The organism is Rhizorhapis suberifaciens, from assembly GCF_014200045.1.
Classification (GTDB): domain Bacteria; phylum Pseudomonadota; class Alphaproteobacteria; order Sphingomonadales; family Sphingomonadaceae; genus Rhizorhapis; species Rhizorhapis suberifaciens.
The window spans coordinates 1-25,384 of sequence record NZ_JACHOV010000013.1; the positions used below are offsets into that span (position 1 = coordinate 1).

Here is a 25,384-nt window from a genome sequence, read left to right on the forward strand (position 1 = left end):
AAGAGACAGCCGCCGGCTAGGCCGCCGCTCAAATGTCCTTGATGCGCGCCATAATCACGAGATCGTCGTATTGGCCGCCAACCTTAAAGGCTTTCCGCTTGATACCCTCTTCGGCGAAGCCGAACCTGCGATAGAGGGCAATCCCGCGCTCATTCCGCAAACTCACTTCAAGCGCCAGCCGGGTCAGCTCATCATTGGCCTCGAAGAAATCTACAGCGAGCGCCATCAATTGTTTGGCAACGCCCTGCCCCCAGAAGGGCCTCGCGACCCCGATACGAAGTTCAGCGGCATGCCCGAGACGTGGTCTTGGTGAGCTTTCGAGCGTCACCTGTCCTATCAGCCTATCCGGCAGCTCGGCGACAAAGAAGGCTTGGTTTTTCGCTCGAACGAGATCATCCAGAAAATCACGCACCTTGTCTTCCGTCAGAAAGAATGCATCGCCTGCAAAGCTGAGGAAGTCGCTCTCTGCGCCCATTCGATTCATATGAGCTACATAGCCACCAGCATCATCGGCTGTTCCAGGACGATATTCAATCAATGCGCGTATCCACTTCAATGTGGGCTAAAATCCTTTGAACATGAACGGCATTGCATAGCTTTGAATACGACAACAACGGCATCAGGCTAGCGTATGGCAGGCGACACCATGAAGTCAAACGACGAACTAAGCCATATATTGGATCGATTTCGCTCCAATATATGGAGCGCCCTGCAACCGAAAATATAATTGCCTTCTGAGGTCTGCAGCGGCATGCATTCACACCGTGAGGCGACAACGTGCTTATATTATAACGGGATTATAATCTGCAGCTTCGTTGGATTGTCTTTTGGGAAAGGACAATACTTTGCAACAACACATAGCAATTGTTGAGCCCTATTTCAGCGGCGCCCTTTTGGCAGAGCGCTTTCGAGCGCGAGGTTTCGATTGTATCGCGATTCATCTTCGTCCTCTCGAAGGCAAGGCAGCGGCATCATTTCGCAATGAGGATTTTGTCGCAAGTCTCATGCATGATGGCGATCTAACCACTTTGGTTGCGACACTTGGGCACTATTCACTCGCCGCCGTGCTGCCCGGGATCGAGGGGGGCGTCCTGCTAGCTGATCAATTGGCTACCCATTTCAACCTGCCAGGCAATGATCCAGCCCGGTCGCTCGCACGCCGCGACAAATACCTCATGCATCAGCAGATTGCAGACTGTGGGCTCCGGGCGATTGAGCAGATCCGCGTCAGCGACCTTGCCGATTTGACAGCCTGGCTCGAGAGCTACGGACGCTGGCCAGTCGTTGTGAAGCCAGCTCTGTCGGGTGCGACGGACAGCGTTCGAATTTGTGAAAACGCAGCCGAGGCCCATGCTGCGTTTTCCAACGCAATCGATCAGGTCAATGCGCTTGGAGTGCGCAACGACACCATGATTGCGCAGGAGTATATTCAGGGCACGGAGTTCGTCATTGACGCGGTCACCTGCAACGGGCGCCATCAAGTTGTAAGTGTTGCCTATTATCGTAAGGAACGCGGCGCTGAGGGAGCGCCGATTTACAGAGAGATGTATTTTGTCCGCCCTGAGGAATGGGGCGCGCACGAAGCTCTCCTGACCTATGCGTTGGCTGTGCTCGATGCGCTGGGTGTGACATGTGGCCCGAGCCATACCGAGATTTTCGTGGACGCAGCGGGCCCGGTGCTCGTTGAGAGCGGCGCCCGCTTATGCGGCGGAATGGTTCCTCTCTACCTGGAGGCTGTGGCGGAGACATCGCCGCTGGAGCTCGCCGTATCGTCGTTCGTCGATACCGACGCGTTCGAGAGTGCCGCGGCCGAACCGCAGCGCCATAACGCCAGCCTACGGGCGTACTTCGTTCGCAATTCCCAAAGGGGCCGGGTAGCGGCCCGCCCTGGCGACCGTCTTTTGCGGAGTTTGAGGACGTTCAAGGATGTCATTTGGTACGCTTCGGAAGGATCCGAGATCATTCCAACCCGCGACCTTTGGTCCGGACTTGGCCTGGTTTTCTTGCTCTCGCCTGATGAAGCCGCCATCAACGACGACGTTGCCCTCGTTGAGCAATGGGAGCGGGACAATATGCTCGTTAGCGTCGAATGATGAGCGGGCGGCCACCAATCGGCGCGCGGCGGCCAGCGTTGATGCGAACATGCAAGCCTGCCTCGTTTGAGACCGTACCGGCTTTACGCTTAGAATGGTCCGCCTGAATGATCAGCGGCCTTTAGGAGAGCGGTGGATAGACGGTCTCTCCATCCTAAGAGGTCGATACGCTCCAACAACAGGTCTTGGCGAATTTCAAGCTCAGCATATGGGAGGCCCATGGGATAGGCGTGCCGAGGAACCGTGTAATCGCTTCCCGGCATGGTATACGGTTCATTCTCGCCCACGACCATGGCTTCGAACGTCCGCAGCACCGCGAGTAAATCGGTCGCAAACTTGATGTTTCCGCGGTCGTGAAGAACGCCGATATGCCATGGCCGATCGCGAGCCACGGTGAACAGAGTCGGCGTAAAACTATGCAAGGAGATAAGGACGGTGGCTTGATCGCTTCGCCTCCGGCTGTCCAACTCCGCAGCGATCGCCCTTTGATAGGGCTCATGGATAGCCTCGAGACGCTCCAAGCGCTGGTGCTCGGACAAGCCCTGATTTCCCTGGATAAACGTACCATCGCTGACGGAAGGTATGAGCGATTCAGATTCGGGGTCGCGATTGCAATCAACCACAAGGCGAGAATAGCGCTGGTGCAGGAAGACAGCGTCGAGCGCGTCAGAAAGCAGCTCACCTAGCGACTGCACCCCGATATCCCAAGCGATGTGGCGTCGCAGATCTTCCGCCGATAGCCCCAGCGTCGCAAGCGAGGACGGCAGCCGATTGCCGGCATGGTCACCGATCAGGAGGAAGGGCGAACGCCCGCCCGGATTTACGATCCCGACGGGCGAAGGGTCTACCTGACCCAGCAGAGGCCGCATACCGGAGTTGGCAGCGTATCCAAAGGCGCTCTCGTCACGCGAAGGGGCAGGATCGCTATTCGCTTCCATGCGAAATTTTGTAGCCGTGCTGCACTCCCCCTGTCCACGACCGCGCACGATTTTCGCAACACGCAAACGCGAGCACCATCGGCTCTAAAGTTGGCGCGTTGCGCCCGCCTAAATTGCGCCGCACTTTTTACATAGATTCGACGTGTCGCGACACCAATAAGGATGATCGACGGCCTTTGTGCTCGAACTGAGATGCTGCATCCGGCTTTAGACTGGCCGGGCTCTTTAACCGACGGTGGGAGGGCAAGAATGACTGACCTGTTTTCTAAGTACGATCTGCTCATAAAGCAACGCGAAGCACTGCTTGCGGCCGGGCATGCTGATCCATTTAGCCTTGTTATGGACGAAGTAAGGTCCCCCACCGTGGCGATCTGCAATGGTAGGGAGACGATCCTTCTCGGCACATACAATTATATGGGAATGACCTTCGACCCGGACGTCATTGCGGCAGGTAAGGATGCGCTAGACCGGTTTGGTTCAGGCACCACTGGAAGCCGTAGTCTGAACGGGACATACCGTGGTCATAAAGATCTCGAAGAGGCCCTGAAAGAGTTCTACGATACTGAACACGCCATCGTGTTCTCGACTGGCTATCAAGCGAACCTAGGAATCATCAGCGCCATAGCCGGGAAAGGCGACTATATTCTTTTGGATGCCGATAGCCATGCCAGTATATGGGATGGCTGCGCTATGAGTGCCGCCGACATTATCCCTTTCAAGCATAACGACATCGACGCCCTCAGAAATCGCTTGAGGCGACTGCCCGAGGGGGCAAACGTTCTCGTAGCGCTGGAGGGGGTCTATTCCATGCTAGGAGACGTCGCTCCCCTTAAAGAACTTGTGGGTGTCTCAAAGGCCCACGGAGCGATGGTGTTGGTGGATGAAGCGCATTCGATGGGCTTTGTTGGCCCAAATGGTCGGGGGGTGGCCGAGGATCAGGGCGTTATCGATGAGGTCGACTTTATAATCGGCACATTCTCGAAATCGGTGGGCACAGTGGGGGGATTTTGCGTGTCCAATCATCCGAAATTCGAGATCATGCGGCTCGTTTGCCGACCGTATATCTTCACTGCCAGCCTTCCTCCTAGCGTTGTAGCGAGCGCCGCAACCTCCATTCGGAAGCTGCGCCATTGCGACGATAAAAGGCGGCGCCTGTGGGAAAATTCAAGGGTCCTGCATTCGGGATTACAGGCCATGGGCTTCCAGATCGCAGCGGAGAAATTGCAATCCGCTATCATAGCTGTGGTTATGCCCGACCTCGAGCGGGGGGTGATGATGTGGGAAGCCCTGCTAGATGTAGGGGTCTACACCAATCTGGTGCGCCCGCCGGCAACGCCCGCTGGCATGACATTGTTGCGGTGCTCCCTGTGTGCCGAGCATACGAGCGAGCAAGTGCAAGAGGTTCTCAGCCGCTTCAAACAGGCGGGGGAGAGAAGTGGGATCCTATCTGTTGGCGCACCGCAAGAAGCTGTGGCCTGACAGGCGAATTCCCACCCAAGGTCCAACTCGTTGAAGGGTTCGCGCCCTCCCATTGACCGTCAGAGCGACAAGCCATCGGCGCCGGCGAAAAGTCAGATTTTACGCGCTGGCGCTTTCTCCTTCCGCGCTGATGGCATCCTGCACCGGCGCCGGGAAATGACGATAGAGGGTCGGGACTGAGACGCCGATCGCCGGCGCCACTTCGCGCACCGTCATTCCGGAAGCGAGCAGCGTGCGGGCCGCCTCGATCCGCTTGGGTGTCATTACCGTCTTTCGGCCACCTACCCTGCCCTCGCGCTTTGCAACCATCAGAGCGGCCGTAGTCCGCTCGCGGATGAGATCGCGTTCCATCTCTGCCAGCGCGGCGAGGATGCGGAACACGAACTTGCCCGCTGTTCCGGAAGTGTCGATCCCATCGGTTATCGATCGCAGGCCAATGTTACGCTCTTCCAGCTCCGTCGAGAGATCGATCAATCCCTTGGACGTTCGGCCGAGCCGGTCCAGCTTCCAGACCACTAACACGTCACCGGCGCGCGCGTGCGACAGGGCTTCTGCCAAGCCGGCGCGGTTCGCTTTCGCGCCGCTCGCCTTGTCGGTAAATATCTTCTCGCAACCGGCATCGCGCAACGCGTCGCGCTGAGGCGTCAAATCCTGTTCTGGCGTCGAAACACGCGCGTAGCCGATCAGCATGGGCGATTCTCAAAACTCATCTTCCACGCCTATCACGATACGACTCAATCGAGAAAGTGTTTTGAGACGCGCTTCATGGCTGCTACACGTTCTCACATGGCCCCGCTTCAAAATCGATCGTTTGCGAGACACGCCGGTGAGCTGCCGGCCGTCTCCGGTCGCCAAAAGCACGAACGCAGCGGGCGCCGGGCCCGAACGGTCGCCGAAAGCACGAATTTCGGCCGCCAATCGACCCTCTACAGAGGGAAGCAGGCCGCCTCCCCCTCAATCTTCGTGCTTTTGGCGACCGAACGGTGAGCGCCGCGATCGGGGACGGTAGGGGCCAAGCGGAATCGATGCAGGGCGACTTGTTCGCGCTCGACAGCCCATTGTTGACGGAGGTTCGCGGCGAACAGTCTTTAATGGCTTTCCCGTTCTTCGCTTTGAGCAAGGGGAAGTGGACGAAGCCACTCGCCTACAAGACCGATACAGTATCAATCGAGATCGTCGCGACGGCCAAGGGCGTCGCGACGATCTACGATAAGGAGGTTCTGCTTTATATCGCGAGTCTTATGGTCGCGAAGCTCGAGGCAGGCTTTCAGGTATCCCAGGACTTCTATTTCACCGCTCATGACCTTTTCCGCGTCACTGGCGTCAACGGGTCGGCACGCTCTTACTCGCGGCTGTCCGACGCACTGGAGCGGCTGCAGGGCACGCAGATCAAGACCGACATTGAGGCCGGGGGCGAGGGCCAGGCCGGATTCTTCTCGTGGCTGTCCGAAGCGCAGCTCCACTACACCAAGACGAAAACCGGAGATAAGCGCCTAAAAGCCGTAAAGGTGCGGCTGTGCGATTGGCTCTATCGAGCAATCCTTCGTGATCGGCGCGTGCTGGACTATGCTCCGTCCTACTTTCAGCTCGGCCCGATTGAGCGCAGATTATATGAGGTTGCGCGATCGGCGTGCGTGCATGGGGCTGTCGATGTCGATCTAGATGAACTGCGATTGCAGCTCGGCTATCAAAGCTCGCTCAAGCACTTCAGGTACGAGTTAAAGAGAATAGCGGACGAGGACACCATTCCTGGATTCGCCTTCGACTTGATGGAGAGCCAGACAATACCCGCAAAGGGACGTCCCCGTCGGAACGCTGGCGCGGCGCGCGTCAAGATTACTCCCCGTCCCCTTCTTTCGGCCACCTGAATCCCTCTTCTGCGGGTTCCGAATCGAGTCGCCGATATTTACGGCTGATCGGTCGCCACAAGCACGAACTTCGGTCAGCGAAAGCACGAATCCCGGTCGCCAAAAGCACGAATGGCTTTGGCGACGGTCGCCAAAAGCACGAACTTTTCTGCGAGTCGGTCGCTGAAAGCACGAATTTCGACTGTTTCGCAGCCCGCTTTATTTCGTCAAAAATGTCGAAGAGCCGGGAGCATGCTGCGATCGGCCAGTCAGGGAGCGGCCGTGACCACATAAACGAATGCCCGGCACGAAGGCCGGGCACCCTGGAACGTGATGAGCGATGCTTGGCGGCATCGATCGGGATGTAAGACACCCCCCTCATACCCGTTCCTGAGCCTCGGTTCAAGGGAGCGCGCTTCGCGCCACGCTTGAGTTTTGCCTGGTCCTGGCCTCCGTAGAGGGGACAGACGATGGGAGCTATTTCGATTGCGCGCGCGAGCTTCATGGCGCTCGAAAGGGTTGAGCGCGTTCGGACAAAGTCGCGATCCGGGGCACAGAACCGCACCCATGCGCACGTCCACCCGAACAGCCGGCGTGCAGGCACGTTCGAGGACGACTTTTTCTACAGCTATGCGAAAGGCGAGACCGATCGGCTCTACAAGAAGGCAGTGGAGCTGCTGAAGCGCAAGAACGCCGTCAGGCGCCTCGCGCGCGCCGAGGGGCGACAGCTCACCGAAGACGAACGGCTTGCCACGCTGATCACGAACGCAGCGCTGCGCGTGTTCGAGCAGCTTACGACGCTGGCGCGCACCTGTGCGGGCAAGGTGTTCCCAACCTGGGAATGGATTGAGACCGCGAGCGGTCTTTCGCGCGCCAGCGTTGGGCGCGGGCTGTCGATCCTCGCCAAGATGGGCTTGCTCGAAAAACAGCGCCGATGCGTGCCGATCGATCCGCCGGCCGATCGTCCCAAGGCTCGCAACGCGCAGACGTCCAACGTCTATCGGATGAGCTTCCCCAACCGGCTTGCGCGATTCCTCCCGCGTTTCCTGCGACCTGTTCCGCTTCCCGACGACGTCGTGCAGGGCGAGATCGACCGCATCGAGGAGATCGAAGCCATGCGCCTATGGCGCTCGCCTCGCCAGGTTGTGGCCGAAGACATCGAGGATGAGGGCCTGCGCCGTGTGCTGGACAGCCTGGCGATCGCTCTCGAGAAGAAAGAGTCTCAAAAAAATGGTCAACCGCTCCTAGATTCATATGTTCTAGCGAAAGATGGAGTTGGCCTAGTCGGCCAACGCTCTAACGCCTGACGGCGAAGATACCCTAAACCGAACCGACAGCGACCAACCGCCCCGACAGCACTCAACCGAGGCGTTGGACGCGCCGCTTCGCGTCGCGATGCTTCCGAGGAAGCAAGCTTTTACCGTCGCGCTCAAAAAGCCGCGTTCGTGCCTGCTGCACGCATTTTTCGTCAATGAAGGCGGCCGTAGCGCTCACCCTCAGCGCTGGCAGGCGCGATCGGAACCCACATTTTCCTTTTTCGGCGTTGGCGACATCCATTTTCACCCCCTGGCTGTAGCGAGCTGGTCGATCATCACGGTGCGGCGCCGCAATCTACGTCCGGGCCGGCAGATCCCCGCGCGAGTTTCAAGCTCGAGCCTTTCTGATCGGCTTTTCCTGAATCGATGGGAAATGGGCGCTGGCCGCCTTCTACAATCAAGCAAATAACCGGCTGCGCCTACGGTTTCCGCTGCGCGGACCCTCCGTTTTTTTGCTTGATCGCGGCGCCTGCACTCCCCTTCAATTCCCATCAGGAATGAGCCTGATCGATCGAAAGGACAGGACCATGCAGAACATCGCGGAGTTTCGGATCATCGGCCGGGTCGGCAAGATCACGGAGCATGATAAGGTGACGAAGGTGAACGTCGCTGCCAACTACAACCGCCAGGACAATGGCGAATGGGTGACGGACACGCACTGGAATGAGGTAACGCTGTTCGGCAAGCTGATCGAGCGTGCCGCCAAGACGCAGAAGGGCGACTTGGTGCATATTACCGGCCGCGTCCGCCAGAACTCCTACGACACGGCCGAAGGCAAGCGCTACACGGTGGAGCTGATCGCCGACGGCTTCGCGGTTCTCGCCAAGGGTTCGGAGGATCGTGACTAAGAGCGAGAGGGGCCGCCTACCGGCGGCCCCTCTCGCCGGCGTAGCTCCAGCTCGACAGCCTCTCGCATGAAGTCGGCCTGGCTTTCGCCATCCCGCAGAACCGACTTGATCCGCCCCAGCGTGCCTTTCGGGAATCGCGCAAGCGTCTGATCCTCCATTGGAGGTCGACCCACGGAACGGTTGTTGCCAGATGTCATCCAATGCCCTAGTAATTACCGATACCGCATATTGACGGCATTAGCGGTATCGTATATTACAGGGCGCCTTCCATCAAGGCGGCGGAGACGAAGGCATGTTGGGTAATCTGCTGACGATCGGGCTGTTCGTCCTTACCGCCTGGGCCGTCATCCGTGGCGGTGGGTCGAGCCCGCGTATCTGGAGCGGCGACACTCCCGACGAGGAGGCGCGTCGCAATACACGGACCGACTCCAATTATCGCGGCTACGACCACTGGAACAACAACTCCGATCGAGGCTGGTAAGGCGTGAAGACGATCGCGATCAACGTCGAGAAGGGCGGCGCCGGCAAGACGATGATCGCCTGCCATGTGGCATGGCATCTTGCCGACGCCGGCCATCGCGTGCTGTTCCTCGACCTCGACCGTCAATGCAATGCGACTGACGCACTCGTCGATTTCGAGAGCCTCGGCACGTGCAAGCCGCTGTTCGAACCGGGGTATGCCCCGCCCGCGAGCCTTCCCCGGCTCGCCATCTACTCGAACCGCATGGGCGGCGAGTATGACGCGAATTATCCGCCTGCCCTGTCCAACATCAATGTCAATTTCCCGGCCCTCGACACCCACTTCGATTATTGCGTGATCGATACTCCCCCCTCTTGGTCGTGGATCAACTATGCGGCGCTCTTGGTGTGCAACCACCTGATCGTCCCCGTTGAGTTGGGGCCGTTCGGGCCCGCCGCGACTAAGCAGGTCTCGGATTCGATCGCGACGGTGAACGGGAAGAGGCGCACCCCCATCCACGTCGTCGGACTGATCCCCAATCGGGTCCGTGCCAACGATCGCCACCAGATGGACATGCTTGCCGCGATCAAGAGCAAGATCGGGCGAAACCTGTTTACCTCCTACCTTCCAGAGCGCGCGCACTACAGCCAGGCCATCCAAGAGCATGTTCCAGTGTGGCGCTTCGAGAAGGACGTGCGCAGCTCGCTCCCCGCGATGCGCGCTTTCCTCGAGGAAGCTATGACCCGGATCGGGAGTCACTCATGACAGACTTCTCCAATTTTGACGTGTTCAGCGAGAAGGCGGCCGTGGCAGACGCCGATCGCGTTCAGCTCCTCGATCCCGAGCTGCTGTATCCCGATCCCGAAAACGTCCGCAGCGAGATCGACCCGACCAAGATCGACGAGATGGCCGAGACGATCAAAGAGCGCGGCCAGCTTCAGCCCATCACCGTCGCGCCGAAGGACGCCGACGGGCGCTATCGGATCATGTTCGGAGAGCGGCGCTGGCGCGCATGTCAGAAGCTCGACGTGCAAGTCCGCGCCATCGTCAACAAGACTGACGACATCGAACAGGTCCGCATTGATCAGTTCATCGAGAATGATCAGCGCGAGGATCTGTCGACGGGCGACATGATCCGGTTCGTCACCGGCCAGGTTGCAAAGGGCCGCACGCTCGCCGAGCTCGCGCGTGCAACCGGGCGCAACCGCACGCTGTTGACCCGTTATCAGGGGCTCGCGAAGGCTCCGGATTATGTCACGGCCCTGTTCTCGGACATTTCGATGCGGAGTGCGGTCGCTCTCACCCAGGCGGCGAAGACCGACGATGCAGCAACCCGGGCCTTCGTCGCCAACACTGCGGCGGAGGATATGACCGTGCTGGCGTGCGAGAGATTCGCTCGCGAGGTTGGTGCGAAGAAGTCTGCTCCGAAGCCCGACCCTGCCCCGGCGCCGCCAATTGAGACGCCCGGATCTTCCGCGAGTGAGCCGGAATCGATCGCCGAGGCGCGCGCCGAAGAATCGACGACGGACGAGATCAGGGACGACGAGGCTGACCGAGCCTTGGATGAGACGCCGGTTCCCGTAGCCTTGACGGTGGAAAGTGGACCGAGCGAGACCCCTGCCCCCCGTTCGCAAACCAAGTCGAAACCGGGGAAGCAGCGGGTCGAGCGACCGACGATCGAGATCGAGGGTAAACGCGCGATGGTTGTTGAGGCGCTGTTGCACTTCGACGGTGAAGCAGAACCGCGCATTGTGAGCTGGCGCTGATCGCTCCGGCTTAAACGGCGAGCGTCGGTAGCAGCCAACGCTCGCGCCAAGATCCAATCTTTTTTTCCGCGACTTCATCACTTCCAAGATGCTTTGGTGTGCCACGTGGCACACGTGAAGGCAGATTTAGGTGGGGGATGTTTGATAGTAGGATAGGTATTGCGGCGTTTCTTGTATTACATTAGCCTATGGCTATGTCACTCGCGCCGCAACCTGCATCCCCCACCAAGGAAACAGCGATGCTGACTGCGCGCGTCGATCGCGCGCTACTGGTTGCGTTCGACGCGCTGGCCGAGGGAAGGGGAGGGCGCAGCGCTCTCCTGCGCACCGTGCTTCAACAGGCATTGCAGCATGTTGCCGATGCTCCGCGTATCGCGCCGCGCGCCAATAGCGCCGGCAATCGCGTGTCGCTTCGCTTCACGGACGCCGAAACGGCCGTCCTCGATTATCGGGCGGCCGAACGGGGCATTGATCGCGCAGGATGGATAAAGGCGCTTGTGCGCCGTCATATCGCCCTGAAGAGTGGCGTCGACGATGGCCTGCGCGATGCCATTGCGCCAATCCGGATGCAGCTCCAGCGCATCGGCCGCAATCTCAATCAGGCGATGAAGGCCGGCAACGCAGCGATGATGGCCGACAGTGGCTTGCAAATCGACCGCGAACTGCGCCGGATTGCGGACATGCGCGAAGAGATCAACGAGCAGATCGTAGCGCTTGGGGACGTGCTGCGCAGTGAGACGGCCTTTTGGAAGGTCGCCGACTAATGCCGTTCGGAGATCGCGAAGACGAGCTGTGGGAGGCGATGAAGCCGAGCTTCAGGCCGCGCATCGTCAGCGATCCGAACATCAAATATGCCCGGCACCTGGTCAACGGCACCGGACCGTTTGTGGCGCGGCCATCAGCGATGCCGCACGCTTTCGGGGAGGCGAGGGCAACCCTCGCGCGCGTCGTGCGGCGCACGCCCGAGGTTTTGGTCAAAGTGACCGGGCGCAAGAAGGGCGCCAAACACCTCGCGGCCCATCTCGACTATATCGGCCGCCACGGCGACATTCCGCTTGAGACGCGCGACGGCGAGCAGATCGCGACAAAGGAAGAGGCCCAGCGGGTCGCCGATGAATGGTCGGACTCCCTTTACTGGCGGCAAGGCACGACCGTATCGGCTGTCGCGATGGTGTTCTCGATGCCGGCAGGGACCGACGCGGAGACAGTGAAACAGGCGGTTCGCGAGACGGCCGAGCGGATGATCGGGGACAACCACGATTATGTGATGGCGCTGCACACGGACACGCCGCGACCCCATGTCCACCTTACTGTCCAGGCCGAGGGCCTGAACCGCAAGCGGTTCGATCCGAGGCGCGAGGATTTGTTCCGCTTTCGAGAATCGTTCGCCGAGGCGCTGCGCAGCCGGGGTGTCGAGGCCGAGGCCACGCCGCGTTATACGCGCGGCCAGGGCAGGGCAGGCACCAGCATGGCGCTGACGCAGTTGCGGGCGCGGATCCGCAGCGGAGTATCACGTCAACCGACAGAGGCCGATCTACGCCAAGCTCGCGAGGCCATGCAGATCGCGCTCGGCAAGGCGATGCCGCCGCCTTTCGTCTCGAAGACGCGCGACCGCTGGGCCGAAACAAAGCGTAGGTATGAAGCAGCGGCCGAACTGCTCGATCGCACCGGCAATCGTGAGGACCGCAGGCTAGCGCGCGATGTGCGGCAGTTCGTGCAGGAGCGGGCCGACATAGAGACGATACCCGATCGAATGCTGCGCGAAGCAGAAGGGCGCGTGAGGGCCGCGCAGGGGAAGGCGCGTTCCGAGGCTCAGCCCGACCCAGATGTGCCACGTGGCACACCCCCGCCGCCCGCTAGACGGCGGTAGCTGCCGCCATCATCGAGCGCCGAAAGGGCTACAGGCGAAGGCCGAGGAAGGATGCGCCGGGAACCGGATTGAAGGAAATCGGCTCGGCCGCGACGAAACCGAAGGCCGCATAGAGTTTCCGGGCGGAGACGGACTTCTCCTGCACATCGAGCTTCATTTCGCGGTAGCCAATGCCACGAGCCTCCGCGATCAATCGTTTCACCAGGCTGTGGCCCACATGACTGCCGCGTGCGTGAGGGCGGGCATACAGCCGCTTCATCTCGCATATGTCGATGCTGACTTCACGCAATGCGACGCAGCCTTCGATTGCGCCGTCCCGATCTGCTAGCAGTACGCATCCTTTGGGCGCTGCATATTTGCCAGGCAAGGCCGCGAACTCGGCTTCATTTCCCTGATAATCGAGATTGACCGGGGAATTGGCGATAAACTCGCGCCAGATGCTCAGCACCGCCGCTGTATCACCGGGGAAGATTGCACGCCTGATGACTATCACAGCATGACGCTCGCCGAAAATCGTGGCGGCAATGGGACGGTTGCGTGGCGATGCCAGAACGGCAGAAAAGGGCGTTAACGGTCGATCAGGGTGTGCCATGTGGCACAGTCCCACCGGCTCCGAGGCGGCGATATGAGTGGTTGGCGTTCGATGGGGTAGGGCGTATTTGTGAGGCGGTTTGCCCGTGGGAACACCGTGGCCGGCACAGCAAGCGAAAGCATCGTCATGGACGGCACTTTGTTCGAATACTCCGTGCAGAAGATCGAGCAGGAGCTCTCTTCCTATCTTGATCACGCGCTGTCGCGTCGGGTCGGCGCCGCAGATCCGGAAGCCGCAAGGAAGACCCAGCGCGATCTTGTGTCGGGGGTACTCGCGGAACTGCTTGGCCAATCCAAGACGCATGCGGATGATCTGGCGGCGCGCGAGATACTGCAGGCTCTCTGGTCGTTGCGCTGCTTATGTGCCGGTGAACCCAATCATGTGGCCGAACAGCCGAGTGGTGCGCTCTACGTACTTGCTCGCTGCATGGTTGCCCGGCGCTCGACCACCCCCGACTCCGTGCGCAATGCCGCTCGGTCGGCTATGGGCAGTACCCGCATCTCGATATTTGATGATGCGGTGATGCTGGAATGGATTACCAAGTAAGCGAGGTCTGACGGCCGCCTTGCACGGCGCCCATTCGCGGGGATGATTGCCGCTCTTTGAGCGGGGTGGCCGGTGTCGGACGAGATTGAGGATTCAGCGAGCGGCGCAGCGACTGCTCATACGAGCGGTCGTATGAGTAGTCGGATAGAGATCGTTAGCCGTGTGTCAGGCCGGCGGCGGTGGACGGTAGAGCAGAAGCTGGCCGTGCTGCGGGATGCATTCGGGCCGGAGGGCTGCGTGCGCGCGGCCTGTGAACGCCATGATGTCGGCAGCGGCTCGATCTACACCTGGCGGCGCCAGGCGATGTCCGGTGAGCTTGCCGGGGTTCGCAAGTTGGCCGAGCCGGCATTTGCGGAGGTGCAGATCAGCGAGCAGCTAGCCTTACCCGCCCCAACGGTCGCGGCGCGCAGCGGCGGCGTGATTGGCATCGAGTTGCCGTCGGGTATCAGGGTAAGCGTGGATGCCACGGTCGATGCCGATGCCCTGTCGCGGGTGATCGGCATCCTGACGCGATGATCCCGCTGCCGCCATCGACGCGGATATTCCTGGCCTGCGGCGCGACAGACATGCGCAAGGGTTTTGACGGCCTTGCCGTGATGACGCAGCAGATTCTGGAGCAAAGCCCGCATTCCGGCGCGCTGTTCGCCTTTCGCGGCAAGCGAGGCGATCTGGTCAAGCTGCTTTGGTATGACGGCCAGGGCATGTGCCTGTTTTCCAAGCGGATGGACCGGGGCCGGTTCGTGTGGCCATCGACCAAGGCCGGGTCGGTGGTGATGACCGCGGCCCAGCTTTCCATGCTATTGGAAGGCATCGACTGGCGACGGCCGGAGCGCACTTTCACCCCATCACTCGCGGGGTAAAACGCCCATTTTCCCGCGCTTTTACTGGCATTGTGGCGGTTGTTCCGCTATAGGATCGCGGTGTCGGACGCAGGCCTTTCCACAGCTGACAAAGACGCTCGGATCGCCGAGCTCGAAGCTGCTTTGGCGGCCGCCCACGCCGATATTTCGGCTCGTGACATCCTGATCGACACGCTGCGCGTGCAGATCGCGCGCCTCAAGCGGATGCAGTTTGGCAAGTCGTCCGAGAAGCTCGACGCCCAGATCGCCCAGCTTGAACTGGCGCTCGAAGAACTCGAAGGCGAGGCCATCGTCGCTGCCGCGCGTCGAGCCGATCTGGCACAGGCTGATCGGCCGTCGCCTGTTCGGGCGCTGCCCGCCCATCTGCCGCGTGAGGAACAGCGGATCGAGCCTGAGCAGGGTAACTGCACCTGTCCCGACTGCGGCGGCGCGCTGCGGCCGCTGGGACAAGATAGCGATGAGATGCTCGATGCCGTGCCGGTGCAGTGGCGCGTCGTTCGGACCATCCGCCCCAAGTATAGCTGCCGCGCCTGCGAGAAGATCGTGCAGGCGCCCGCGCCGGTGAAGGCGATAGCGCGGGGCAAGGCGACCTTCAGCACCCTGGCCCACGTCGTCGTCTCCAAGTTCGACCATCATCTGCCGCTTTACCGCCAGGCCGAGATCATGGCTGCGCAGGGGGTCGAGATCGACCGCTCGACGCTGGCAGGCTGGGTGGGACAGGCATCCGTGCTGCTCGACCCGATCGTCAGTCGCATTCGCGAGGTCGGCTTGACCGCCTCGAAGATCCATACCGACGATACGCCGGTTCCCATGCTTGATCCGGGACGCGGCAAGACGGCGACTGGCAGGCTCTGGGCTTACGCCGTCGATGATCGTGGCTCCGGTGCCACGACCCCGTCGCTGGTCTGGTATGAGTTCACCACCGATCGCACCGGCGCGCATCCCCAGCGGCAGCTGGCCAACTTCACCGGCTATCTCCAGGCCGACGGCTATGCCGGTTATGACAAGCTCTACGACACGAACCGCGTCACCGAGGTTGCTTGCTGGGCGCATTTCCGGCGAAAGATATTCGACATCCACGCCACCAAGCCGACGTCGCTCACCACTGATCTGCTGGAACGCATCGGCCAGATCTATGAGATCGAGGCAGAGGTTCGAGGCCAGCAACCCGAGATCCGACGACGAAGCCGGCAGGACCGCACCCAGCCATTGATCGACGAGCTGCGCCAGGCACTCGACGATGCCCTGCGCCGTCTCTCGCCCAAGTCCGAGATGGCCAAGGCGATCGCCTATGGCCGCAAGCGCTGGGTCGCGCTGACGCGCTTCCTCGACGATGGGCGCCTGGAAATCGACAACAACATCGCGGAGCGCGCCATGCGGTGCGTGGCCCTGGGCCGTAAAAACTGGCTGTTTGCCGGGTCAAAGGCCGGCGGTGATCGCGCCGCTGCCGTCTATTCCGTCATCGAGAGCGCCAAACTCAATGGCCTCGAACCACAGGCATATATCGCCGACGTCATCGCCAAGATCGCGGACGAATGGCCTGCTGCCCGCTGGGATGAACTCATGCCTTGGAACTGGCGGCCCGATCAGCAACCGATCGCCGCAGCCGCCTGATCTGCGGTCTCCAGCCCACGCTTACATTACCAACACTTTTGACGCCGTAGAAAAGGAAGGCCTACGCGATGTGACGCTTGGCTGGGTGACTGCTGGGCAGATGGCGAACTCGCTGGACAGCCACGGGGCGGCGGTCGCCAAAGCGCAGATCTTCCTTCAGGGCAAAGGAGTGGCTGCCAGTGCTCAGGCGCGAGCCAAACAACCTCCGTCGAGCTATATGAAGTCGGGCGAGATCATCATTGGGCCGCCACTCGGCGGTCCGGGTCCATCGCTCGCTTATGATCCACAAAGTGGCACCGGCGGCTTCACGACCAAGCGCACATCCTAATTTGACGGCACGATACCTTTCCTTCTGCCGGCGCCTCGGCAGTAGCTGCCGTGCTGCAGGTGTGCCACGTGGCACACCTATGTTCTACTGACAGGGCAACAGGAGCCGCTTGCGGCACGCACTGTCACCGGCTCCGCGATTTCTGCAAGATCTGATCTTGCGCCATCTCGCGCACGCGCTGTTCCTGCCGCGCCCTGACCTCGATCCCGGCAACGGCTTCGCCGCGTCCGATCCGGGCCGCGATATCTTCCTTGCGCTCCGCCACGAACTCGCGCTGTTTCGCATGGTCGCTGGGGAAGCGCTCGACCGCGACCACCATTGCCAAAGCCACGTGGCTTTGCGCCTTGCGCAGCTCAGGGTCTTTCGCGTTCTGCACGTCGGACTGCCGACGGAATCGCTCCGCCAAATCGGTGCGCGGCTCCCCCTGTTCCTTGGTGTCGCGGGCCTGGTTCACGGTGCGCGTCGATCGCGTCTGGTTATCGGGAACGCCGGCCTGTCGGGCTTGCTCGCGCTCGGCCGCGGCCCGCGTCTTTTCGTCGGGTTTGTAGCCGTCGACCTTGATACCCTGCGCCGACGCCGCGAGATATGCGGCGCGCTGAAACTCGGTGTCGCCAGTGACCTTGATCGACGTCCACCCATTTTCCTTTGCGAGCCGGATCAGATCGGGCAGCGATTCCCTATCCTTCGCCTTGATGCGATCGGGCGTCAGGGTCGCGACGGGTTCTTTGTCATGGGCGCTGCGATAGAGCTTGTTCCCGACGCGCAGGAAGCGCGCGTCCAGCTCGGGCGGCACTTCCATCGGCCGCCTACGGCGGCTTTCGCCTTCTTTGCCGGCGCCGGCAGATTCGACATTTTCAACCATGTCACCGCTCCTGTTCAATTACACCAACGACCTCGTTTCCACGTTGCTCGGCCGACACGTCGATGAGCATGTCGGGATGATCCTGGGTGACGACGCAATCCATCGCGAAGGTGAACGGATCGGGGTCCGTGAGCTGATCGAACGTCGGCATCGCGCAGTCTGGCAAATCTTCGTCGTCGCGTAGCGTGCGCGGGATCGGTGCCACTACCGGCGCCGGATACGCGCGAGCGCGAAACAGCACGTCCGCATAATAGCGGATCTTGTTGCCGTGGATCGGCGGGATGCCGCCCCTTAGTAGGAGCAATTCGTCGTCGGGAAACTGCATCAGCTCTTGTGGGAGCAGGAGCGCGCGGCGCTGATCCGACATCGACTTGGAGCGGTTCGCGAGGACGCCGTGGATCGTAAGCGACTTGGTGACGGATTCCTGCCCGATATAGCCGACCCGCTCGGATAGCTCGTTTGCTACCCGCAGCTCCTTGGGGGTGAACGCGACCTCGACGCCGCAGTTGGCGACGATCTCGTTCGCAACATGCTCGCCATAAACAGCGCGGAGCTGCGATCGGGACTGAATGACCGGCAGAAGCCGAATGCCGTAGCCGGCGACGTAGGAGAAGGCGCTGGCAATCACCTGTGCCCGCCCGATCCTCGCGAACTCGTCGAGGATGACGAGAACTTTTAGCGGCGTGGCGGCATCCGGCAGATCGCGGACGTTCAGGTCAACAAGCTGCTGAAAAAGGAGATTGTAGAGCGGCGCAACCCGGTCCAGCTCGTCGGGTGAAACGCCCAGGTAGATCGACATGGGCTTGGTGCGCAGCTCGCGTAGATCGAAGTCGCATTCTTCCGTCGCAGCGTCGACGCGCGGGTTGAGCCAGAGGCTTAGCTTGGAGGTGACAGTCTGGACGATGCCGGCGAACGTGTTGTCCGCTCCCGATGTGAAGTCGGCGAGCGCGTTGCGGCATCCCTGCGAAAGATTGAGGGAGCGATCGTCGAGGACGCGCCGGAAGAACCCGCGCGTGTCGCCCGTCGTCATCAGGCGATAGACCGCGCCGATCGTGAATGGCTGATCCGCAACGGCAAGATAGGCCCCGACGCCAACGAAGGCCGTTCGCGCCGAGTCCGTCCAGAACGGCTCGCCCCGTTCGGGCGCGACGAACAACATCGTCGCGATCTTCTGCAGCTCGATCACCACCTGGTCGGGATCGGTGCGGTCGATATAGCCGAGCGGATTGTAGCGGGCGGTCCGGCCTTCCGGATCGGTCGGGTTGAAGAGATAGACCGCCTGACCGTGCTTTTGTCGGAAACCCGCGGTGGCGTCCCAGTTCTCACGCTTCACATCGAGAACAACGACCGATTCCTGCCACGACAGGAGGTTCGGGATGACGATGCCGACGCCCTTGCCCGAGCGGGTAGGGGCCTCGACAATGCAATGTTCGCTCCCTCCGAAGGTTAGGAACTTGCTGCCCTTCTTGCCCAGAACGATCCCGCTATCGGCGCGGAAGCCGGCTTGGCGGATTTCGCTCTCCTTCGCGAAGCGGGCAGCGCCGTGCAGGGGGGGCTTCCGCTTCGAAACCCACCACAGCATGAGGCCGGCGAGGATTAGGCCGATCAAGGCGCCCGCGGCGAGCGCCTTCAGCACTATGGGATCATGCCGGTAATACCAAAAGAACGCCGGCATCTTGAGAATGTCGAACTTCGCGCTGGGGAGCCCCAGGTAAATCCACGCGACGACCGACGTGATGAGGAAGGCGACGATGATCGCGACCGGGATCCCGATCGCGAGGATGGCGCCCTTTTTAAGCGGCATGACGTCCTGCCGGATCATAGTAGATCTCGGTTATCTGAAACTCGCCGTCTTCCTTTTTCATCTGGACCACGACGTCGACGAGAATCTTGAGCAGCGAGCGTATATCATCGCGCGCCAGATCCGCGCCGCCTTCGCTTTCCTTCACGAGCAGCGTCAATTGCTCAAACGCCAGCTCGGCCGAGTCCGCGTGAATCGTCGTGATCGACCCTGGATGGCCGCTGTTGACGTTGCGCAGGTAGAAAAATGCTGTCCCGTCGCGCAGCTCTTGGAGCAAAATGCGATCGGGCCTCATGCGCAGGGCGCTCTCCAGCAGCTCTTTCGCCGTCACCTTGGCGGTGCCGGTGCCATCCTTGCTGTAGATCATGTGGACGACGTTCTTGTGCGGCACCACAAACTCGCGCGTGTCTTCGATCGTCAGAAGGCGCTCGTTGTCCGGTATGAGTTGGATGAGCCCCTTGGCGAACGTCGTCTTGCCGGAACCGGTCGCGCCGGAAATCAGAATGTTGAGCCGGCTGCGCACCGCAAGTTCGAAAAATTCGACGTGCCTGCCCGCATGAAGCAGGCCGAGCAGTTTCTCTTCGACCGGGCTCACGCGCTTGCTCGCGACCTTCGTATGCGCGAACAACCCGCTGGCTTCGAAATCCTGCATCGTCAGCGTCTTCGTCGACGGCTTCCGGACCGTGATCGATACAGTTCCGTCAGGCACCACGGGTGGAAGAACGAGCTGGACGCGCTCGCCGGTTGGGAAGATCGTCGAGCAGATCGGATTCTCGCGCGTTACGTCCTGTGAGGTGAAGGCGGCCGCTGCCCGGGCCAGTTGGTTGAGCGCGTCGAGCGTCAATTCATCCTCGCGCTCCCAGGTCCATCCACCCTGCCGCTCGACGCCGATGATGGTCGGCTCGTTGATGATGACTTCGGTGACGCCATCATCGTCAAGATAGCGGCGCAGCGGCCGAACGGCGTGATCGAGGATCGCCGTGTTGCGGAACGGCGCGTTCATTTAAGGCCAAGCCCATAGACTTGCGAGAAGTCGAAATCCTTGGCGACGGTGATCGCCAGCTCGGTCCCCTGATTGACGCGCACGATCGGGCGGATTTGCTGCGTGTCATTGAGGATCTGCGACGTCGTGTCGCCAGGGGTCCGGAACACGGTAGAGCCTTGCGGGCTGACGGCCTGGCCGGCGATCTGCCCGCCCGCATCGAGAACGCTGAACAGCATCGCGGCACCGAACCGCTGCCAGAAGAACCGATCGATCTTGCCGGTGACGCCGGCACGACCGAGCGGGTCCGACGCCGGCGAGCCAATGTCGATCGCCACACCGCGAGGTGTGACGGCGCGCGTCCACATCGCGAAGAGTCGATTTTGACCGCGCTGCAACCCGCCCTGATACTCGCCGAAAACGCGCGTGCCTTTCTCGAGCAGCACGACGCGGCCATTGTCGGAATAGACGTCCCGAGGGATGATGCACGTGGTGTAACCCGGCACGCTGCTGTCCATCGCGGTCTGGAGCGTGCAGGGGATGATCGCGCCCGCCGTAACAAGATAGTTCCGATCCCCGATCATCCGTGCCGAGGCGGTGCCGATCGCCGAGGTTTGCTTGAGCGTGTCGAGGTTGGTCGTCTTCGGTGGGGCGCTGTAGCCATCGCCTTCCGTATTGCCGGCGCCGGCGCCCAACACGCGATTGACACCCTCGTTGGCATTATAGGCGATCAGCGTCGAGCGCCGGGCATTGTCGCGCAAAACGCGGGCTTCGGTTGCGCGTCTCTCCGCCTCGCTAATCGCTCGGCTTTGCTGCCCCCCTGCTGATCCGTAAGGCGTGATCGGCTGTCCATCGGGACCGATTGCCGGCACCTGTTCGCCGGCGAGCGGAACCGGCGCGTTCGGATCGCGGGGAGCGGTTGCGAGTGTCGGCGCGATGACCGAATTAGGGTCGTAGGGCGCTTCCGCAGCAGGAGGCGGAGCCTTCCTCGCTTCGAGCGATTTGTCGCCTCCGGAGCCAGAGACGAGCGACAGCACGCCGAACACGACCGCACCGGCCAGGGCTGCGCCAACGACCATCTTCTTGTTGTCCCACTGGACCGCATTGAGCGACGGTATCCGGTTCGGACGATCGGCCGCGGGGGTGCGGTCGATTTCGTTCACGTCGGGCGTCGCATCGACGTCGAATCTCTTATCGGACACGTCAGTTCTCCGTCGTGCGCTCAACCGCTTCCGAGGCCGTGTCCGTCTTGGGATCGCGGCCGTAGAAGCTCGGGCTTTCGTTATAGATGCACAGCACCACCTTCCCCCGGCGGAGGCGAATTTCCTTGTAAACGCCGTGGACGACGACAAATTCGTCGCGAACGTCGAACGAGGCTGTTGCCTCGCTCCCGTCAGGATTTACCGTGAAGATGGCGGGGATCTCGCGCTGGTTCGGGAAGCGCAGGACTGTGAATTGCCCGTTGTCGCTGACTTCGGATGGTTGCAGCTCGGTTGAGCCCTGGACCTTGTAGTTGAGGTTCCGCGTTCCTTCGAGGACGCCTATATCGAGCGCCGCCTTGATCGCGCCGTTTTGCGCAGCGAGCGCCGCGGCGAGCCGCTGGCGCTGCGCCGCCAACCGGGCCTGCGCAGCTTCATATTCAGGGTAGCGGAGCCGGACCTTAAAGAACGTGCCCGGCGAGCGAGCGGCCGCGACTGCGGTAAGCTCGAAGGTGTAATTGCGTTTGGTGCCTTGGAAATCCGTCACCACGATCAGGTTGGTCGCGCCGGCACGCTCGCGAGGCTTCACAAACAGCGAGTTTTCAGCCGGCGCGACCTCCCAGGACACCGTGTCCCCCATCGCCACGAACTTGATGACCTCGCCGGGAGCGAACTCAATTTGCGTCGCCGTCCGGAAGGCACTTCGGATTTGGATCACGTTGCCGTCGGTATAGATGACCTCGCGAATGCGAGCGTCAGGACCGCGCTGCATCGGCGTCTGCGCCAGCGCAGCCGTCGCGGCGCCGATCGCCGCCGCCAGGAGCAGGATCGTCTTCATCGTGCGGGAACCTCCACGTCTGCCCGGTATGTCTTCACCTGAAATCCGAGCGGATTGGCGTATCGACCGGACTCCGTTTCCGGCTTCGACAGCACGTCGAAAGTGATGGTCGCAATGGCAGGCGTCTCGATAACCTGCTGATCGCGCTGAAGCCGCTTGATGAACCGAACCTGCGCGACATTGGGCGAAATGAACGCGACCGATTTGATCGCGACGAACACCGCATCGCTGGCGGTAAACTGATTTTGCGGGGAGTCGGGGTTATCCTTCTTGTAGAAGGCCGTCCAACGGGTCTGTTCCTCCCGCGTGGACAGCGCCAACACCTTGCGGAAGAACTCCTCGCGCGCTTGCGGAATCCAACCCTCACGAGCGCGAACATAGTCGGCGAGGAAATACTTCCGGATCGCCTCGTCATAGGTGATTGTCCTGTCGCCGCGCAGCTCCTGGGTGACTTCCGTGGCGCCCGTCGAGCGATCGACGGTGACGACATACGGGACGACCGTCTTGAGCGGCGAGAGCGCCAACACCGCAGCCGCGCAGATCGCGGCGAACACGATCGCGACAGCGGCGACGATCCAAGCGACACGCCGCGAGCGAACCGCAGCCACAAACCGATCCCGGTCCCAGCTTTCCGCTTCCGCGAAATACGCCTTCAGATCTTCCTCTTTGTCCTTAACGCCGATCGCCATGTCAGCAGCTCGCATATGTTGTTGGCAGCGCGGCGGTCGGGCCTGTGCCCGTGCCAAGGGCGCCGATCGCCGGCACCTTGTCGGCCCGAGACGTATCCGGCCCTTCCGGGGCTGGCGCCGGGCCTTCAGGCGGAAAGAGATTCTGCGTCGGCGTTTGAGATGATGGTCGCGCGGGTGTGCCACGTGGCACACCGTCAGGGGGTGGAGCTACGGCGGCGGAAGTCGCGTTCCGAGCCGGGATAGACGGCAGGACGGTCCCATAGAGGTTCGCGGGCCGCTTCTGCCGCCCATTGCACCGCGGCAGCTTGTCATCCTTTGCGGCAACAGCCGGGACCGACGGTGTGAGGGCCGCGAGGGCGAGAAAGGCCAGTGCCGAGCCGAGCTTCATGCGGGGTCTCCCGTTAGCTGTTGTTGTAGAGGGTGCCGCCAGCGGCACGTGATTCCGCGCGGCGAGCCCGGCTTTGTTGCCAGCGATTCAAGGCCCGTTGAGGAGCGTTCGACCATGCACGACCGATCATCGGCGCGATGCCGCCCGTTGCCGCGTTGGCGAACTGCGAAGCGAGCGAGGCTCCTCCACCGCCCAGGCCCGCCGCCATGCCGGGGATCTGGAGGAAGAAGAAAAATCCCAGCGCGTAGAAACCAAGAGCTTTGACCGATGCGAGGATCAGCGAGTCATCTTGTGTGATCGCGTCAATGAAAGCGTCAGCGGCATTGGAAATGAACACTGTCACCAGCAGCGCGAACGCCACGAGAATTACGTAATTTACGATGCTGCCGAGCCATTGGAAGAAGAACGGCCGCGTTGAATCGAAAAGCAGCGCGGCCACGAAGAGCGGCCCCACTGCCGCGAGCAGCGCCAAAGCGAAGAGAGCGAACGCGCAGATCGCAAAGCCGAGGGCCGAGGCCAACAGCGCGGCCAACATGATGACGATGTTGATGATCTCGCTGACAATGATCTCATCCCAATTATTCGGGATGCCGACGAGATTCTCCCCTTCCTCGGCGGTGTGGGCAGCCACGATCTCTTTGATATTGGCGATAGCGCGAACCGCGCCTTTCAAAATGCCATCGAAAAAGCCACCCAGGCCGTTGACGTCCTGTGCGCCAACGGCGTTCGCAACTTCTCTTGGCAGGCCGTTCATAGCGAGCAGCCCGACCGAGGCGCCGTAGAGTGTCGTCACCGCGAACACGAGCGCAGCGAGCTTCAAGCCCCGATAGACGAACTCGCGGAAAGGATATTCGACGGCACCGCGCAGGATCGCGAAGCCGAGGAGGATGATATAGATCGTCACACCCACCCGGAGAGGGCCAGAAATCCAACCAATCACACCCGCATAGGTGGCGATCACGCCCGCTAATGCAGCGTTGAGCTGATTGAACATCTCCGTGTAGATATTAAAGCCCATTACCCGATCCCGGATTGTTAAACGTCAATTAGATGCCGGCTTCCTTGCGGAGCTTGTCCGTCTCGGCACCATTAGAGATTGACGTCTTTGCCGCATTCACACTGTTGCAATTGCCAAAGACCACGGCGGGCCATGAAGCGGGCGGGCGTTGAGATGCCTGCCACGCTCCACAGACCTTTTCCATCTCCGCGAGTTCGTCGCGATGCTGGAGGTAATACTTTGCCGTCCGAGCTGGCATGTCAGACCGCAGCTCGCCGTTCTCAGGGACCGAATCACTCTTGCCGCAGGCCGCCAGCGCCAGCAGGCATGGTATGATCCAAAGCCCTTTCGTCATGGATTGACCCCGGCCTCAGTCCGCAGCTTGTCGATTTCGGCCTGGTTCGACGCGAGGCTGCGCTGATAATCCGCTTGGGCCTTCGCGCGGCGCTGAAGCTCGATCGCCTGCAGGCCCATCTGATCGTTCATCATCTGCGCCTGTTCGAGCTGGAGACGCGCCGACATATCGGCGCGCTCGGCGGCCGACGTCGAGCTGTTGAGCCGGCTGCGCAGCTCTTCGAGACCCTGACGCCGGCTTGTCACCGCATCGCCCACGTTGCTCGCCAGACCTGTAGAAACTGCCGCCTCGCGCGACCCCTGTTCATAGGCGGCGCGTTGCGAGGCTGTCATCGTTTGCGGCCCACGGCCGATGAGATCCTGATATACGTCGTTTGCCTTGCCGCGCAGGCCACCGATGACATTCAGATCGCCATTGGTGTAGCCATCAAGGCTGCTGGACGACACGTTGCTGGTCCGGAGCGCGTCGTTCTTGAGCTGATTGGCGACGTTCCCAATATCCGTCATCTTGTTGAGGTCTTGGTAGAGCTTCTGCGCTTCGCGGATTTGATCGGCGCCCTGCTGGATCACCTGAACGCCTTGCCGCACCTGTTCGATCTGCTGGAAAATCGAGCTGACGTCATGGACCGGAATACCCTGCGCGTGCGCTGATCCGGCCATCATCAGCGCCGATCCCGACAGCGCGAATGCGATAATCTTCAATCTACGCATGTCCCT

29 protein-coding genes are annotated in these 25,384 nt (G+C 61.2%); 15 read left to right on the forward strand and 14 right to left on the reverse strand.

Features of this window, described 5'->3' with window-relative positions; all coding sequences use genetic code 11:
• Positions 1-28: 28 nt before the first annotated feature.
• On the reverse strand, positions 29-556 hold the full coding sequence (locus HNQ99_RS14555) for a GNAT family N-acetyltransferase (RefSeq protein ID WP_184476946.1): 528 nt from the start codon (positions 554-556) through the stop codon (positions 29-31).
• Between the two features lie 289 nt (positions 557-845).
• Between HNQ99_RS14555 and HNQ99_RS14560 the strand changes: the two genes are divergently transcribed.
• Positions 846-2,093: an ATP-grasp domain-containing protein gene (locus HNQ99_RS14560; protein WP_184476948.1), complete on the forward strand. Its 1,248-nt coding sequence runs from the start codon at positions 846-848 to the stop codon at positions 2,091-2,093.
• A gap of 89 nt (positions 2,094-2,182) precedes the next feature.
• Here the strand turns inward: HNQ99_RS14560 and HNQ99_RS14565 are convergent, their stop codons facing one another.
• Positions 2,183-3,031, reverse strand: a complete 849-nt coding sequence (locus HNQ99_RS14565; RefSeq protein WP_246415017.1) for an N-formylglutamate amidohydrolase — start codon at positions 3,029-3,031, stop codon at positions 2,183-2,185.
• A gap of 249 nt (positions 3,032-3,280) precedes the next feature.
• Between HNQ99_RS14565 and spt the strand changes: the two genes are divergently transcribed.
• The gene (gene spt / locus HNQ99_RS14570) at positions 3,281-4,510 is read left to right on the forward strand and encodes a serine palmitoyltransferase (protein WP_184476950.1); all 1,230 of its coding nucleotides are present in this window, start codon (positions 3,281-3,283) and stop codon (positions 4,508-4,510) included.
• 99 nt (positions 4,511-4,609) lie between these two features.
• Here spt and HNQ99_RS14575 read toward each other — a convergent pair whose 3' ends face one another.
• The gene (locus tag HNQ99_RS14575) at positions 4,610-5,200 is read right to left on the reverse strand and encodes a recombinase family protein (protein WP_184476952.1); all 591 of its coding nucleotides are present in this window, start codon (positions 5,198-5,200) and stop codon (positions 4,610-4,612) included.
• 335 nt (positions 5,201-5,535) lie between these two features.
• Here HNQ99_RS14575 and HNQ99_RS14580 point away from each other — a divergent pair, with 335 nt between their 5' ends.
• The 3 genes from HNQ99_RS14580 (at position 5,536) to HNQ99_RS14590 (ending at position 8,521) form a co-directional block, all read left to right on the forward strand.
• The gene (locus HNQ99_RS14580; protein ID WP_184477049.1) at positions 5,536-6,378 is read left to right on the forward strand and encodes a replication initiator protein A; all 843 of its coding nucleotides are present in this window, start codon (positions 5,536-5,538) and stop codon (positions 6,376-6,378) included.
• Between the two features lie 449 nt (positions 6,379-6,827).
• The gene (locus HNQ99_RS14585) at positions 6,828-7,664 is read left to right on the forward strand and encodes an RNA replicase (protein ID WP_184476954.1); all 837 of its coding nucleotides are present in this window, start codon (positions 6,828-6,830) and stop codon (positions 7,662-7,664) included.
• Positions 7,665-8,200: 536 nt separating this feature from the next.
• Positions 8,201-8,521 carry a single-stranded DNA-binding protein gene (locus HNQ99_RS14590; RefSeq protein ID WP_184476956.1) on the forward strand — a complete coding sequence of 107 codons (321 nt, stop codon included), beginning with the start codon at positions 8,201-8,203 and terminating at the stop codon, positions 8,519-8,521.
• Here HNQ99_RS14590 and HNQ99_RS14595 read toward each other — a convergent pair.
• Complete coding sequence (locus HNQ99_RS14595; RefSeq protein ID WP_184476958.1) at positions 8,518-8,718, reverse strand: YlcI/YnfO family protein; 201 nt, start codon at positions 8,716-8,718, stop codon at positions 8,518-8,520. The two genes, HNQ99_RS14590 and HNQ99_RS14595, sit on opposite strands and share 4 nt — an antisense overlap.
• A 95-nt stretch (positions 8,719-8,813) precedes the next feature.
• Between HNQ99_RS14595 and HNQ99_RS14600 the strand changes: the two genes are divergently transcribed.
• The 5 genes from HNQ99_RS14600 to HNQ99_RS14620 all read left to right on the forward strand — a co-directional run bounded on the left by HNQ99_RS14600 (position 8,814) and on the right by HNQ99_RS14620 (position 12,617).
• Positions 8,814-9,002 (forward strand): hypothetical protein, encoded by a 189-nt coding sequence (locus HNQ99_RS14600; protein WP_184476960.1) that lies wholly within the window; start codon positions 8,814-8,816, stop codon positions 9,000-9,002.
• A gap of 3 nt (positions 9,003-9,005) precedes the next feature.
• A complete protein-coding gene (locus HNQ99_RS14605) occupies positions 9,006-9,746 on the forward strand; it encodes a ParA family protein (protein WP_184476962.1) in 741 nt (246 codons plus the stop codon).
• A complete protein-coding gene (locus tag HNQ99_RS14610; protein ID WP_184476964.1) occupies positions 9,743-10,747 on the forward strand; it encodes a ParB/RepB/Spo0J family partition protein in 1,005 nt (334 codons plus the stop codon). The genes HNQ99_RS14605 and HNQ99_RS14610 overlap by 4 nt, the downstream gene beginning before the upstream one ends.
• A gap of 239 nt (positions 10,748-10,986) precedes the next feature.
• Positions 10,987-11,511 carry a hypothetical protein gene (locus HNQ99_RS14615; protein WP_184476966.1) on the forward strand — a complete coding sequence of 175 codons (525 nt, stop codon included), beginning with the start codon at positions 10,987-10,989 and terminating at the stop codon, positions 11,509-11,511.
• Entirely contained in the window at positions 11,511-12,617 is a 1,107-nt protein-coding gene (locus HNQ99_RS14620; RefSeq protein ID WP_184476968.1) for a relaxase/mobilization nuclease domain-containing protein, read from the forward strand. The genes HNQ99_RS14615 and HNQ99_RS14620 overlap by 1 nt, the downstream gene beginning before the upstream one ends.
• 28 nt (positions 12,618-12,645) lie before the next feature.
• Here HNQ99_RS14620 and HNQ99_RS14625 read toward each other — a convergent pair whose 3' ends face one another.
• Entirely contained in the window at positions 12,646-13,209 is a 564-nt protein-coding gene (locus HNQ99_RS14625; protein WP_221232712.1) for a GNAT family N-acetyltransferase, read from the reverse strand.
• Positions 13,210-13,278: 69 nt separating this feature from the next.
• Here HNQ99_RS14625 and HNQ99_RS14630 point away from each other — a divergent pair, with 69 nt between their 5' ends.
• From HNQ99_RS14630 to HNQ99_RS14650, 5 genes are all read left to right on the forward strand, one after another.
• Positions 13,279-13,755, forward strand: coding sequence for a hypothetical protein (locus HNQ99_RS14630; RefSeq protein WP_184476970.1), 477 nt, complete (start codon positions 13,279-13,281; stop codon positions 13,753-13,755).
• 132 nt (positions 13,756-13,887) lie between these two features.
• Complete coding sequence (gene tnpA / locus HNQ99_RS14635) at positions 13,888-14,271, forward strand: IS66-like element accessory protein TnpA (RefSeq protein WP_037543215.1); 384 nt, start codon at positions 13,888-13,890, stop codon at positions 14,269-14,271.
• The gene (gene tnpB, locus HNQ99_RS14640; RefSeq protein ID WP_184476972.1) at positions 14,268-14,615 is read left to right on the forward strand and encodes an IS66 family insertion sequence element accessory protein TnpB; all 348 of its coding nucleotides are present in this window, start codon (positions 14,268-14,270) and stop codon (positions 14,613-14,615) included. Before tnpA ends, tnpB begins: the two co-directional genes overlap by 4 nt.
• 60 nt (positions 14,616-14,675) lie before the next feature.
• On the forward strand, positions 14,676-16,229 hold the full coding sequence (gene tnpC / locus HNQ99_RS14645; RefSeq protein ID WP_456153893.1) for an IS66 family transposase: 1,554 nt from the start codon (positions 14,676-14,678) through the stop codon (positions 16,227-16,229).
• A gap of 70 nt (positions 16,230-16,299) precedes the next feature.
• A complete protein-coding gene (locus tag HNQ99_RS14650; RefSeq protein ID WP_184476974.1) occupies positions 16,300-16,557 on the forward strand; it encodes a hypothetical protein in 258 nt (85 codons plus the stop codon).
• A gap of 124 nt (positions 16,558-16,681) precedes the next feature.
• Here the strand turns inward: HNQ99_RS14650 and HNQ99_RS14655 are convergent, their stop codons facing one another.
• The 9 genes from HNQ99_RS14655 to HNQ99_RS14695 form a co-directional block, all read right to left on the reverse strand.
• A complete protein-coding gene (locus HNQ99_RS14655) occupies positions 16,682-17,356 on the reverse strand; it encodes an LPD7 domain-containing protein (protein ID WP_246415018.1) in 675 nt (224 codons plus the stop codon).
• Positions 17,357-17,420: 64 nt separating this feature from the next.
• Complete coding sequence (locus tag HNQ99_RS14660; RefSeq protein ID WP_184477055.1) at positions 17,421-19,223, reverse strand: type IV secretory system conjugative DNA transfer family protein; 1,803 nt, start codon at positions 19,221-19,223, stop codon at positions 17,421-17,423.
• Positions 19,213-20,223 carry a P-type DNA transfer ATPase VirB11 gene (gene virB11 / locus HNQ99_RS14665; protein ID WP_184476978.1) on the reverse strand — a complete coding sequence of 337 codons (1,011 nt, stop codon included), beginning with the start codon at positions 20,221-20,223 and terminating at the stop codon, positions 19,213-19,215. The genes HNQ99_RS14660 and virB11 overlap by 11 nt, the downstream gene beginning before the upstream one ends.
• Positions 20,220-21,404, reverse strand: coding sequence for a type IV secretion system protein VirB10 (gene virB10 / locus HNQ99_RS16920; protein ID WP_322790381.1), 1,185 nt, complete (start codon positions 21,402-21,404; stop codon positions 20,220-20,222). Before virB10 ends, virB11 begins: the two co-directional genes overlap by 4 nt.
• Position 21,405: 1 nt before the next feature.
• On the reverse strand, positions 21,406-22,239 hold the full coding sequence (locus HNQ99_RS14675) for a TrbG/VirB9 family P-type conjugative transfer protein (RefSeq protein ID WP_184476980.1): 834 nt from the start codon (positions 22,237-22,239) through the stop codon (positions 21,406-21,408).
• Complete coding sequence (locus tag HNQ99_RS14680) at positions 22,236-22,928, reverse strand: virB8 family protein (RefSeq protein ID WP_184476982.1); 693 nt, start codon at positions 22,926-22,928, stop codon at positions 22,236-22,238. The genes HNQ99_RS14675 and HNQ99_RS14680 overlap by 4 nt, the downstream gene beginning before the upstream one ends.
• A gap of 401 nt (positions 22,929-23,329) precedes the next feature.
• The gene (locus HNQ99_RS14685) at positions 23,330-24,334 is read right to left on the reverse strand and encodes a type IV secretion system protein (protein WP_184476984.1); all 1,005 of its coding nucleotides are present in this window, start codon (positions 24,332-24,334) and stop codon (positions 23,330-23,332) included.
• A 28-nt stretch (positions 24,335-24,362) separates the two neighbouring features.
• Complete coding sequence (locus HNQ99_RS14690) at positions 24,363-24,668, reverse strand: hypothetical protein (protein ID WP_184476986.1); 306 nt, start codon at positions 24,666-24,668, stop codon at positions 24,363-24,365.
• The gene (locus HNQ99_RS14695) at positions 24,665-25,378 is read right to left on the reverse strand and encodes a type IV secretion system protein (RefSeq protein WP_184476988.1); all 714 of its coding nucleotides are present in this window, start codon (positions 25,376-25,378) and stop codon (positions 24,665-24,667) included. The genes HNQ99_RS14690 and HNQ99_RS14695 overlap by 4 nt, the downstream gene beginning before the upstream one ends.
• Positions 25,379-25,384: the final 6 nt, after the last annotated feature.